The organism is Vibrio sp. 1751 (assembly GCF_033339895.1).
GTDB classification, from domain to species: domain Bacteria; phylum Pseudomonadota; class Gammaproteobacteria; order Enterobacterales; family Vibrionaceae; genus Vibrio; species Vibrio alginolyticus.
On record NZ_JAWOVM010000104.1, the window covers coordinates 1 to 12,397 of the forward strand.

Sequence of the window (12,397 nt, forward strand, 5' to 3'; positions counted from 1 at the left end):
CATAAAATTTTAGTGGTTGATGACGATGCTCGTTTACGTGCTCTATTGGAGCGTTACCTTTCTGAGCAAGGTTTTCAGGTACGAAGTGTCGCCAATGGCGAACAGATGGATCGCCTACTAACGCGCGAAAACTTTCACTTAATGGTGCTGGACCTAATGTTGCCAGGTGAAGACGGTTTGTCAATTTGTCGTCGTCTACGCCACGCGAACAATATGTTGCCAATCTTAATGCTCACCGCGAAAGGTGATGAAGTGGACCGCATCGTAGGTCTTGAGGTAGGGGCGGATGATTATTTGCCAAAACCGTTTAACCCACGCGAATTGTTGGCTCGCATCAAGGCCGTATTACGCCGCCAAACTGTAGAGTTGCCGGGTGCACCAAGCACGGAAGAAAAAGTGGTGGAGTTCGGGGAGTTCCGACTCAATCTAGGCACTCGCGAGATGTTCCGCGGTGACGAGGCAATGCCACTCACCTCTGGAGAGTTTGCTGTTCTAAAGGCGCTCGTGATGAATGCACGTGAGCCAATGTCACGAGACAAATTGATGAACATGGCGCGTGGCCGTGAATATTCTGCAATGGAACGTTCTATTGACGTACAAATCTCACGTTTACGTCGCATGTTAGAAGACGATCCGAGCAAGCCGCGCTACATTCAAACCGTATGGGGCCTAGGTTATGTTTTCGTCCCAGACGGCAAAGAGGTGTAACCTCTTCACTCCATAGCCAGCACTTGGCTATAGCAACTTCAGCCTTCATTACCTTCCCTTTGAAGGCTGAAATTTCGCGATTAGGACCACTAGGAACGTTCCATGCGCATCCGAAGTTCACTGACACAATCTATTCTGCTGTTCATCTCTTTGCTTCTCGCGAGCCAAGTTTTCTCTTACTACGCCGTTTTTAACTACGCGTTGATGCCGAGTTTGCAGCAGTTCAATAAAATTCTCGCCCATGAGCTCAATTTGGTGCTTGATGATGAAGGACCTTTAAAGTCTGATGCACCGTTAAGGCGTCAATTATTAGAAAGATTAGGGGTGACGGTTCACAGCCTTGACAGCGATAAGGCGATTGAATTTCATCACGCAATGTCGATTGATTTGATGTCTGAAGAAATGAGCCAAGAGCTGGGTTCGCCTACAGAAGTACGCTTATTGCTTGGCGATGAAAGTTACATTTTGTGGATGCACATCGAAAAGTTGCCGAACTCCATCATTCGTATTCCGTTATCTGAGCTGCAAGAAGAAGATTTTGCACCGCTGTTTCGTAACAGTTTGATTATGGCGCTGCTGATCATTGCTGGTGGTTGGTTGTTTATTCGTTTGCAAAACCGTCCACTTTTGGCTTTAGAGAGAGCCGCGAAAGACGTCGGTCGAGGTGAGATCCCGCCCCCCTTAGCAGAGAAAGGCGCATCGGAGATTCGCTCTGTAACTCGAGCCTTTAATCAAATGTCGAAAGGTATTCAAGAGCTAGAAGAAGACCGAGCCTTATTAATGGCGGGGATTAGCCATGACTTACGAACGCCTCTGACGCGTATTCGCCTAGCGACAGAAATGATGTCTCCTGAGGACAGCTATCTTGCGGAGGGGATCATTAGCGATACGGAAGAATGTAATGAGATCATCAGTCAGTTTATGGATTACCTCAAACCGGTGAACCAAGAATCGTTTGAAGCGGTTGATATCAGTACGATTGCCAGTGACGTCGCCAGTTCTGAAGGTGGTTATGAGGTTGAAATTGAAACAGATCTTAATCTTAACTTGCCGCCAGCCAAAGGAAGCGCGATTGCGATTAAGCGGGCGATCAGTAACTTAGTTGTGAATGCGCTACGTTATGGCAATGGCTGGGTCAAAATCAGCACTGGTGTGACAGCAGATAAGCAGCTAGTGTGGATTTCAGTAGAGGACAACGGACCGGGTATCGAGCATTCTCAAATCGCGAGGTTATTTGAACCCTTTACGCGTGGTGACACCGCTCGCGGTAGTGAAGGCACTGGGCTCGGGTTGGCGATTGTGAAGCGTATAATCAGCCAGCATTCAGGTTCTGTGGTGATGCGTAATCGCAGTGAAGGCGGTTTAATCGCTCAAATCAGCTTTCCTACCAAGTAAGTCGATGGCCCGCACCCTTTAAAACAAAAAGCCCAACCTAAATAGGTTGGGCTTTTCTTATTCTCAATAATCTTAAGACTCTTTCACTTCCTGAGGAAGTTCATCTTCGTCTTCCAGTTTCTCTGGCAGAAGTAGATTTAAAATGATCGCTGTGATGCCACCTGCTGCAACACCAGTTGAGAAAATACTCTTAATAAATTCTGGCATAAATTGCAGGATCTCTGGTTTTTGTGCGATACCAAGTCCCATTGAGAAGGATAAGGCCATGATCAGAATTGCGCGGCGATCGAGCTCAACACGAGAGATAATGCGCACACCAGCGGCAGCAATCGTACCGAACATGACAATCGTTGCGCCGCCAAGTACTGGCTCAGGAATCAGCTGAACAAAGCTAGCGACGCCAGGAAACAAGCCAAGAATCACTAACATGCCAGAAATAAAGTAACCCACGTAGCGGCTCGCGACTCCTGTTAGCATGATGATGCCGTTATTCTGGCTAAACGTTGAGTTCGGGAAGCTGTTGAAAACGGCTGCGATTGCAGAGTTTAAGCCGTCTGCTAACACACCGCCCTTAATGCGTTTCATGTACACTGGGCCTTTTACTGGCTCACCAGACACTTCAGATGTTGCGGTAATATCACCGATGGCCTCTAGTGCGGTAATAAAGAAAATCAGTACCAGCGGAATGAACAGAGACCAGTCAAACGATAAGCCATATTGCATTGGTACGGGCAGTGCTACGATCTCGGTTGCGCCTAGCTGAGAAGTATCTACCATCCCCATAAAATACGCCATGATGTAACCCACTAGCATCGCAATCACGATTGAAGCCACACGGATGTATGGGTTTTTCGAGCGGTTTAATATCACAATTAACCCAAGTACGGTACCAGCCAGAGCAAGTTTGTCTAAGCTACCAAAAGTACCGTCGCCCATTGCAGCATAGCCTCCACCCATAGAAACCAAGCCGACTTGGATCAGCGTCAGGCCAATCAGAGTTACGACAATGCCAGAGACGAGAGGTGTGATGATGCGGCGGGCATGCTCAAGCACACGAGACAGTAAGATCTCGGCAAATGATGCGACTAAAATCGTACCAAAAATGGCAGCCATCATGGTGCTGATGTCCGCGCCACCTGCTTTCAGCGATAGGCCTGCACCAATAATAGGACCTAAAAAGTTAAAGCTGGTACCTTGAACAGAGAGCAAACCAGAGCCAATTGGGCCAATGGTGCGAATTTGAATAAACGAAGACACGCCTGACGCAAACAAAGACATGCTGATGATGGTATTCGTTTGGTCTGCTGGTACACCCAAAGACTGACAGATGATCAGTGACGGAGTGATAACCGCGACGAACATCGCCAATAAGTGCTGAAGTGCGGCAAAAATGGTTTGAGGCAAAGGTGGTCGATCGTTGAGTTGATAGACCAGTTCCGAAGATCGGTTTGAAGTTGTCATTGTTTGTCTCGCTAGTCGCAATATTTCCCTAGTTCTCGCTGAATGGGAGAGCAGGGTGGAGTTGACGTCGTTACCTGTGATTGCTGTTAATCAGAGTCAACTCAGGTTGGTGGAGTGTGATCTAACACACTTAAAAATTTGTGCGCGATTATAGAGAGATTTACTCAAAAAGCAAACGTTTGCTTTGTTTTTGGCGTATTAAAAAACGAGCCATTTGGCTCGCTTTCAATCATTACGCTTTGGAGTAAATATCCCGCTCACCCAACCAGCGATCGATAATCGCTGTTGCGTTAGTCGGGTAATTGTCATGAATATGACGCGCAATACGCTGAACTTCGGGAATCAGGCGTTGATCTCGAACTAAGTCTGCGATTTTGAAATCAGCAAGACCTGTCTGCTTTGTACCCAATAGTTCTCCAGGGCCACGAATTTCTAGGTCTTTCTGCGCAATGACGAAGCCATCGTTACTTTCACGTAGTACTCCGAGACGTTTTTGCGCGGTTTTTGACAGCGGAGAGTGGTACAGCAGTACACAATGGCTAGCAACGGAACCTCGGCCCACGCGACCTCTTAACTGGTGTAATTGTGCCAAACCAAGACGTTCAGGGTTTTCTATGATCATCAAGCTAGAGTTTGGTACATCCACACCAACTTCAATCACTGTCGTTGCGACCAGCAAATGCAGTTTATTGTCTTTGAAATCTTGCATCACCGCTTGTTTCTCTGCCGGCTTCATTCGTCCGTGCACTAGACCAATTTTTACGTCCGGCAGTTTACGTTGAAGCTCTTCTGCGGTATCTGCTGCGGCTTGCGCTTCTAATACTTCCGACTCATCAATCAGGGTACACACCCAATATGCCTGCTTGCCTTCGTTTAAGCAGGCATTTCGGACACGCTCGACGATGTCGTCACGTTTTGTATCTGGAATGGCAACGGTTTGAATCGGCGTTCGACCCGGTGGTAGCTCGTCAATCACGGAAGTTTCCAGATCGGCGTAAGCGGTCATCGCTAAGGTGCGAGGAATAGGCGTCGCCGTCATGATCAACTGATGTGGGTAGGCGCCTTGTTTTGCGCCTTTTTCACGCAATTCTAATCGCTGATGGACACCGAAGCGGTGTTGTTCATCAATGATGACCAAAGCAAGGTGATGAAATTCAACGTGCTCTTGGAATAGCGCGTGAGTACCCACTACCATTTGCGCTTCACCACTGGCAATACGAGCCAGCTCGGCTTCCTTTGCCTTACCTTTGAGTTTGCCCGCTAACCAACCGACTTGAATGCCCATTGTTTCAAACCAGTTTGCGAAGTTGATAGCGTGTTGCTCGGCCAATAGTTCGGTTGGCGCCATGAGTGCCACCTGATGGCCATGCTCAATGGCTCTAACAGCGGCCAAAGCGGCAACCAACGTTTTCCCCGAACCAACATCGCCTTGCACTAATCGCATCATTGGGTGCGGTTTTTCTAGATCGGCTTCAATCTCTTGTACTACTCGGGTTTGAGCGTTTGTAGGAGAGAAAGGCAGTTGGGCTAAAAGCTGCGTTTTTAGTTTATGACAAGGACCGAGAGGTAGCGCTGAATCCTTCTGACCTTTGCTACGCACCGCCAGCATCGATAAGTTTTGTGCGAGCAATTCTTCCATGATCAAGCGGATTTGGGCAGGATGTTTGCCTTCGTCAAACTCATCTAAATTAATGGTTGGTGGTGGGCGATGAATGGTGTGCAGCGCTTGCGACATCGTGATTTGATGGTCATACAACCCAGATGGAAGTAATTCCTGCACTGCGGTTTTATCAAGCAGGGCTAAAGCTTGTTCGGTAAGGTTGCGCAATGTGATTTGGCGTAAACCATCTGTAGTGGGATAAACAGGAGTTAAGCTCTGTTCTACATCGGGCTTTTGCTCGCTGACGTAAAACTTGTAGTCAGGATGAACAATTTCCAAACCCATGCCACCGCGCTTAATTTCACCGTAAGCATGTACTAACTTACCTTGCGTGAAATTGTTCTTCATGGCTGCGGTAAAGTTGAAAAAGCGCAGCGTGATAGTGCCATTACCGTCGCTGATTTTTACCGTTAGCATTTTGCGCTTACCGAAGATGGTGTCGACTGCCATGACCTTACCTTGCACTGCCGCCCAAAGGCCAGCATGCAGTTTGGCAATAGGGTAAATACGAGTACGATCTTCGTAGCGTAACGGAAGGTGAAACAGCAAATCTTGAACGCTATGTAAGCCAACTTTGGCGAGTTTTTCTGCGACTTTCGCGCCAACTCCAGAAAGGGAGGTTAATGGGACGGCAGATAACATTTGGGCGGACATAGAGGGCTCAAGAAAATGGTTAACATAGCAGTATGTTAACCATGGAGCTGTGTTTTTGTACAGGAAAAAATAGTCATGCTTTAGTTAGTGTCATGATTTGACTGATAACCTATCATTCCGAGGAGCTTTAGCGACATCAGGATTCTATTTTCAACAAGTATGTCGCTGAAGTTAACACTATCAGCATCTGTATATTTGAGAATTAGATCCTGAACCACGCTCCTTCGCCGCCGTTCAGGATGACGAAAGTCTGTTACTTGCTTTGCATCTCTTGCCACCACGCGTCATCGGCGATGATTTGACCTTCTTCATCGAGTGGTGGGTAAACGAGCCCTTTTCGTTTCGCGACCTTTGCCAGCACTGGGTGACCACGTTCAAAGAGAATACGGTTGATTGTCTCTTTAGGCAGAGCGCTTTCTTCTCGGTCGTACATGCCTGTGGCTTCACGTTGACGTTGCGCTTCATACAAAATTACGGCACTGGCAACCGATACGTTTAGTGACTGCACCATGCCCACCATCGGGATAATAATGTCTTGATCAGCAAGCTGTTTGGCTTGCTCTGAAGCGCCAACCTTTTCGCTGCCTAAAATGATTGCCGTTGGTTTGGTGTAGTCGATCTCGCGAAAATCGACGGCGGTGTCCGAAAGATTGGTCACCAAAACCTGCATACCTTGCGCTTTGAGTTCGGTAATCGCAGTTTCAATCGAATCGTGAGTATCCACTTCAACCCAGTTACGCGCGCCAGCTGAGGTATGGCTCAGCGTACGCATTTTGTCAGGCCAAATTGCGTGAACTTTGTGTAAGCCTGTCGCGTCAGCGGTGCGGATCACGGCAGAGACGTTGTTTGGCTTATGTACTTCTTCGAGACAAAGTGTCAGATCAGTTTGGCGAGTTTTTAGGACTTGGTGAATACGGTTGTAACGTTCTAGGTTCATATTTATTGAGGTATAAAAAATCGCCACCTAACAGAGTAGGTGGCGATAGAGGTTAGTTCTTTCTGCGTCTGACTCGGGTTGCTTGAGGCATTGCCTTAATCTTACGCATGATACCAGCAAGGTGGACACGATCTTTCGTCGTCAACAGCACAGTCACAGTGTATAGACGACCATCACGTTCTTCCGTTGAAAGGCCATGAATGTTTGATCCTGTTTTCGAGATCACGTTGGTCAGTTCTGCAAGAGCACCTTGGTTGTTAAGCATGTCGACTTTAAGTTCAGCAATGAACTCTTTATCGTAGTCTTCAGACCAAGCGACAGCCATATAACGGTCTGGCTCTTTCTGATAACCACGAACGTTCGGACATGTTTCTCGGTGAACAACCAAACCACGACCAGGCGATACGTGAGCAATAATGTGATCATCTGGGATAGGATGACAACAATTTGCAAACGTCAGCAATAAGCCTTCTGCGCCACGAATCGGAAGCTTCTTCTTCGAGTCCGTTGGGATTGAACTTGTTGTCGTGAGCTCTTCGGTGTCACCAAGGAGACGACGTGCGATCACAATGCTCATCAACTCACCCAATCCAATAGCAGCCAATAAATCATCGATGCTTTCTAGGCGAAGATCATTCAAGACTTCTTGGATATTTTCTGGATAAATTGAATCAATCGAGTGACGGCCAAGTGCGTGATTAAGTAGGCGACGACCTAAAGTAATCGACTCTTCACGACGCATCGTTTTCAGTACTTGTCGAATCTTAGTGCGGGCACGAGAAGTCACGACATAGTTCAGCCATGCCGCATTCGGACGCGCACCAGGGGCACTGATAATTTCCACTGTCTGACCGTTTTTCAATGCCTTACTCAATGGGTAAGGGTTACGGTCAACACGAGCACCAACACAAGAGTTGCCTACATCGGTATGTACGGCATAGGCAAAGTCGACAGCCGTTGCGCCTAAAGGTAGTTCAACGATACGACCTTTTGGTGTGAAGACGTAAATCTCATCTGGGAAAAGATCGGATTTTACGTTTTCAATGAATTCGAATGAGTTACCCGCGCTTTGTTGTAGCTCTAACAGGCTTTGCATCCAACGCTGAGCTTTCACTTGCGCAGTGGTACCAGACTTGTCGCCTTTGTCTTTGTAAGACCAGTGTGCCGCGACACCTTTGTCCGCCATTTGATCCATATCTTCAGTACGGATCTGAACTTCAACAGGTACGCCGTGTGGGCCAACCATGGAAGTGTGTAGCGATTGATAGCCGTTCGCCTTTGGTACCGCGATGTAATCTTTCATGCGACCAGGACGTGGCTTATACAAGCTGTGTACTTGGCCTAAAACGCGATAACAAGTATCAGCGGTATCAACAACGACTCGGAACGCATAGATATCCATGATGGTGTGAAAGCGCTGTTCTTTGGTTTTCATCTTGTTGTAGATAGAGAACAGGTTTTTCTCACGACCAACGACGCGAGCATTCAAGCCAAAATCTTGCAGACGGCCTTCTATTTCGCTGTGAATGCGTTGGATCATCTCTTTACGATTACCACGTGCGGCTTTAACCACTTCTTTCAGTACGCGGTAGCGGTTGGGATATAGCGCCTCAAAGCCCAACTCTTCGAGTTCGGTTTTGATATTGTGAATACCAAGACGATGAGCGAGGGGCGCGTAAATTTCTAACGTTTCACGAGCAATACGACGCTTTTTATCTGGTCGAAGCGCGCCAAGCGTACGCATGTTGTGCGTGCGGTCAGCCAGTTTGATCAGAATGACGCGGATATCTTGCACCATGGCCAGAACCATCTTACGAAAGTTCTCAGCCTGAGCCTCTTTCCTATCGCGGAATTTGAGTTTGTCCAGTTTAGATACACCATCAACCAATTCTGCGACAGTGTTGCCGAATTTCTCTTCGAGATCTTCTTTAGTTACATCACAGTCTTCAATGACGTCATGTAGCAAAGCAGCTTGGAGGGTTTCGATATCAAGGCGCATTTCGGCCAAGATACGAGCCACTGCGACAGGGTGGATGATGTATGGTTCACCGCTAGAGCGGGTTTGCCCTTCATGGGCATCTCTCGCTACCACATAAGATTGACGCAGAGCCTCAATCTGAGGCTCTGTTAGGTATTCTTGGGCAACGTCTTTGAGGCTATCGAATAGATACAAATTATAGGCCCGGGAGGTTGTTGAATTCTAAAGTCAGAATTAACGGTTGTGAGCGATGCTGCTTACTGCCGCTAGCTCTGCCGCTTCTTGCTCTTGCTGTTCTTGACGTTCACGAGCGTCTAGAACTTCTTTAGTAATTAAACCTTCTTCGATTTCGCGTAGAGCGATAACCGTTGGCTTATCGTTCTCTTCTGGCACTAGTGCATCTTTACCGCCAGTTTGCATTTGACGAGCGCGGCGAGCCGCAATCAGTACTAGGTCGAAACGGTTGCCAACTTTTTCAACAGCGTCTTGAACAGTTACGCGTGCCATGAGGACTCCAAATAGTTAACTAAAATTTTAGAATGACGAGAAAGTATACAACCTAACTACTTTATTTACTAGCAATTAGACAAGCCACCGTTTGTGGACTTTCTCAGGTAGTTTATTGTGTTTTTCGCACTGGGCAAAAAACGGGAAATTCTTTATGTTTTACAGCGTGACTTTTTTGAAGTTACTCTGCTAACAACGCGTCAAGCATACCTTTATATTTAGCAGCTTGCTTTTCTTCCTTCAATCTTTCAGCACGCAAGATAGCTTTAAAATCCATCAAAGCGGTATCAAAATCGTCGTTTACGATCACGTAGTCGTACTCGTTGTAATGAGAGATTTCCGACTTGGCTTCAGCCATACGCTTTGCGATCACTTCATCGCTATCTTGACCACGAGTGTTCAAGCGACGCTCTAACTCACCGTTTGATGGTGGCAGGATGAAGATGCTTTTGGCTTCTGGCATTTGTTCACGGATTTGGCGTGCGCCTTGCCAGTCGATATCTAGAAAAACGTCGATACCTTTATTTAGTGTTTCTTCAATCCATACACGAGATGTGCCGTAATAATTACCAAACACTTCTGCGTATTCTAGGAAGTCACCTTTAGCGATCAGGGCTTCAAACTCATCTTTCGCTACAAAATGGTAGTGGACACCATTTTCTTCACCAGGTCGCATGTTGCGCGTGGTGTGAGACACAGACACTTTCATTGCGTAGGTTGGGTTGCGTTCCAACATCGCTGAGATCAAGCTAGATTTACCTGCGCCGCTAGGTGCAGATACGATATAGAGAGTACCTTTGCCCATTGTACTGTTCCACTTTTGATTGGATTGATTGAGTGCCGAAGGAAAGTTCGACATTCTTATAACGATAGCACTGGCATTGAGAAATCAACCACTAAAGGGGTGGATATTGGTGATAATCCCGCCAGAAAAATGGAGGCGAAGAGTATCATGATCTCTATTTTGTTACCAGTTGATCTTTCTGTCTGTGATCGTCCCAGATGAAATAGTTACTTACGCCAGAGTGTTCCTAAACAGCGAAGAAGGAGCGTGGTACAGGACTTACCATCCGCGCACTCTGTTATTAAAACCATTTCTACAACCGTTTAGTGTGCTGATTTTAGGTTTAGAGTCCCGATTTGGCTTGCGTGAGTGACTCTGGTTAAAAATAGGGGTTAATAAAGATAAAACGGAAAAAAGGGGAAGCTTTCACTTCCCCAGGCGTGCGACTGACTCACACTTAATCTTCAAATTATCCTTGGGATTCTAGGAAATTTATCCAAGGCCTTGCGACCGCCTTCATATCAGGAGATTGAGCAGCACTCTTCATTGCCTTAAGAGCGTTGGTTGGCTGATTTAATTCAAAATATGCCATTCCACGAATGTAAGACAGCTCCGCCTTTTGATCGTGCTTTGCGTCTGGAGCACTGTTTTGAGCAAACTTCGTCGCTTCTGTATATTGCTTATCTAAAATCATTAAACGAGCAATTTTTATTTGAGTTTTTGCTGCAGGAGCAAGATTATAAGCCTGCTGGTAAACATCAATAGCGTGACCTAACTCCTGTGCTTGCTGCCAAAACGAACCTAACTTTTCCAGATTTGTAGCATTTCGTTCTACATGCCCTTCATCGATCAAGTGTTGAAGTGTTTTCGCTGCTCTAAAAGGCACCCCTTGATAAGCTTGGAAATTAACTAGGCGTAAGTATTCTTTTTCACCATCAAGAAGTCCCATTTTATAGGCCATCTCTAAAGTTGAAAGGGCATTGCGCTCTTGCTTTAATTCCATGTAGATGCCAGACAACTGGGTCCAGTAACGCTTATTTTGCGGATACTTAGTCGTTAAAATTTTTAGCACGCTAGCGACACTTTTGAATTGCTTTAATTCATAGTGAGCAGACATCAACAGTTGATACCAAGATTCACTAGGATTCTTCGTCATTGCAATTGCCTTTTTGGTTGGCGGAATTGCGTTGCGGTAATCTTCTAGTTGAATGTAAGCACTTGCTAATGTGATGTAAGCATGTGCTTGAGGTTTTTCCTCTGTTGTTTCAGCAATCTTGAACCACTCGTTCATTGTATTAACGGATTGCTTAAATTTGCCTTCTGCTAGATAAAGCTGTGCAAGGCTGTAACGAACCTGTTGAGCTACGGGTACTGGTAAAGCATCTAACTTGAGTGCTTCAGCAAAGTATTTCGCTGCTTTTGGGTAGTCGTCCTTTAAAGAATACAGAAAGCCCATCTGTTGCAGTAACACAGCGCGGTCGTATTTCTTTTTCTTGGTACTTCCCAAGGCAGAGTTCAGCTTAGAGATAGCATCCGAGTATTTTTCAGTTGCAATCAGTTCCTGAACTTTGTTCACGGTTCGGAATGTTCTGTCAGACAACTCAGGAGTATTGGCAAAAGCAGGCGCGCCATACGCGCCTGAGATAAACACCAGAGAAGCCAACAACTTAGTATATGCTTTCATATTGCGACTCCTTAGTTCGTAGAGAACTCGATTTCCTGAGAAAGACGAGAGCTAACCGCTTGGCCATCAACCATTTTTGGTTTGAAAGTCCACTTTGATACAGTTTTCTTCGCCGCTTTACCCAAGCCCAACTTACGTGGAGATTCTTTTAAGACTTTGACGTCTTGTACGCCACCACGTTCGTTAACCGTAAACTCTACGAGTACGATACCTTTTTCTAATCCCGATCTCGCTGCTTTACGAGGCATTTGAGGCTGGAAAGTTGCAAGAGGAACTGGGCCTCCGCTACCTGCCAACTTAGCACCACCACCTTGGGTGTAGTGTCCAAGTACTGAACCACCGGTTACGTTAACTGGAAGATCAAGTTTTGGCATGTCCATTGGGATTTGATCCATCACCGGTTTGATCGTTGCCGTTACTTTCATTTCTGGCGGCGGCGGCGGACGCTTAGGCGGTGGTGGCTTTGGAAGTTCGCGTTTTTTCTCCTGTATTTTTTCGTCTGGTTTAATGCGAATAAACTCGACCATACGCAGGTCATCATTCGACACTAACTCGTGGCGCTCTTTGTTTACTAGCTTGTCCATCCCCCAGAACAACCCGAGGGAGACAATGAGCGCCAGTGCAATTGA

General features: G+C 46.5%; 10 protein-coding genes. 2 read left to right on the plus strand and 8 right to left on the minus strand.

What is annotated here, in order from left to right; translation table 11 throughout:
- Nucleotides 1–708, plus strand: a 708-nt coding sequence (gene ompR, locus R7041_RS20550) for a two-component system response regulator OmpR (RefSeq protein ID WP_318105680.1), incomplete at its 5' end; no start/stop codon positions are given.
- 102 nt (nucleotides 709–810) lie between these two features.
- Nucleotides 811–2,103 carry a two-component system sensor histidine kinase EnvZ gene (envZ, locus tag R7041_RS20555; RefSeq protein WP_017820700.1) on the plus strand — a complete coding sequence of 431 codons (1,293 nt, stop codon included), beginning with the start codon at nucleotides 811–813 and terminating at the stop codon, nucleotides 2,101–2,103.
- A 72-nt stretch (nucleotides 2,104–2,175) separates the two neighbouring features.
- Here envZ and R7041_RS20560 read toward each other — a convergent pair whose 3' ends face one another.
- From R7041_RS20560 to R7041_RS20595, 8 genes are all read right to left on the minus strand, one after another.
- Nucleotides 2,176–3,564 carry a uracil-xanthine permease family protein gene (locus tag R7041_RS20560; protein ID WP_064368903.1) on the minus strand — a complete coding sequence of 463 codons (1,389 nt, stop codon included), beginning with the start codon at nucleotides 3,562–3,564 and terminating at the stop codon, nucleotides 2,176–2,178.
- A 232-nt stretch (nucleotides 3,565–3,796) separates the two neighbouring features.
- Nucleotides 3,797–5,878, minus strand: a complete 2,082-nt coding sequence (gene recG, locus R7041_RS20565; RefSeq protein WP_149192292.1) for an ATP-dependent DNA helicase RecG — start codon at nucleotides 5,876–5,878, stop codon at nucleotides 3,797–3,799.
- 253 nt (nucleotides 5,879–6,131) lie between these two features.
- Nucleotides 6,132–6,815, minus strand: coding sequence for a tRNA (guanosine(18)-2'-O)-methyltransferase TrmH (gene trmH / locus R7041_RS20570; RefSeq protein WP_206949359.1), 684 nt, complete (start codon nucleotides 6,813–6,815; stop codon nucleotides 6,132–6,134).
- A 52-nt stretch (nucleotides 6,816–6,867) separates the two neighbouring features.
- Entirely contained in the window at nucleotides 6,868–8,988 is a 2,121-nt protein-coding gene (spoT, locus tag R7041_RS20575; RefSeq protein WP_005379340.1) for a bifunctional GTP diphosphokinase/guanosine-3',5'-bis pyrophosphate 3'-pyrophosphohydrolase, read from the minus strand.
- A 39-nt stretch (nucleotides 8,989–9,027) separates the two neighbouring features.
- Nucleotides 9,028–9,300 carry a DNA-directed RNA polymerase subunit omega gene (gene rpoZ / locus R7041_RS20580; RefSeq protein ID WP_005379346.1) on the minus strand — a complete coding sequence of 91 codons (273 nt, stop codon included), beginning with the start codon at nucleotides 9,298–9,300 and terminating at the stop codon, nucleotides 9,028–9,030.
- A 181-nt stretch (nucleotides 9,301–9,481) separates the two neighbouring features.
- Nucleotides 9,482–10,105, minus strand: coding sequence for a guanylate kinase (gmk, locus tag R7041_RS20585; protein WP_005379347.1), 624 nt, complete (start codon nucleotides 10,103–10,105; stop codon nucleotides 9,482–9,484).
- Between the two features lie 448 nt (nucleotides 10,106–10,553).
- Nucleotides 10,554–11,768: a tetratricopeptide repeat protein gene (locus R7041_RS20590; RefSeq protein ID WP_206949358.1), complete on the minus strand. Its 1,215-nt coding sequence runs from the start codon at nucleotides 11,766–11,768 to the stop codon at nucleotides 10,554–10,556.
- 11 nt (nucleotides 11,769–11,779) lie between these two features.
- On the minus strand, nucleotides 11,780–12,397 hold a 618-nt coding region (locus R7041_RS20595; RefSeq protein WP_318128703.1), incomplete at its 5' end, for an energy transducer TonB.

Coding starts and splice junctions, on each gene's coding strand:
- R7041_RS20560 (WP_064368903.1), bottom strand. CDS start 3,564: ATGACAACTTCAAACCGATCTTCGGAACTGGTCTATCAACTCAACGAT.
- rpoZ (WP_005379346.1), bottom strand. CDS start 9,300: ATGGCACGCGTAACTGTTCAAGACGCTGTTGAAAAAGTTGGCAACCGT.
- recG (WP_149192292.1), bottom strand. CDS start 5,878: ATGTCCGCCCAAATGTTATCTGCCGTCCCATTAACCTCCCTTTCTGGA.
- gmk (WP_005379347.1), bottom strand. CDS start 10,105: ATGGGCAAAGGTACTCTCTATATCGTATCTGCACCTAGCGGCGCAGGT.
- R7041_RS20590 (WP_206949358.1), bottom strand. CDS start 11,768: ATGAAAGCATATACTAAGTTGTTGGCTTCTCTGGTGTTTATCTCAGGC.
- envZ (WP_017820700.1), top strand. CDS start 811: ATGCGCATCCGAAGTTCACTGACACAATCTATTCTGCTGTTCATCTCT.
- trmH (WP_206949359.1), bottom strand. CDS start 6,815: ATGAACCTAGAACGTTACAACCGTATTCACCAAGTCCTAAAAACTCGC.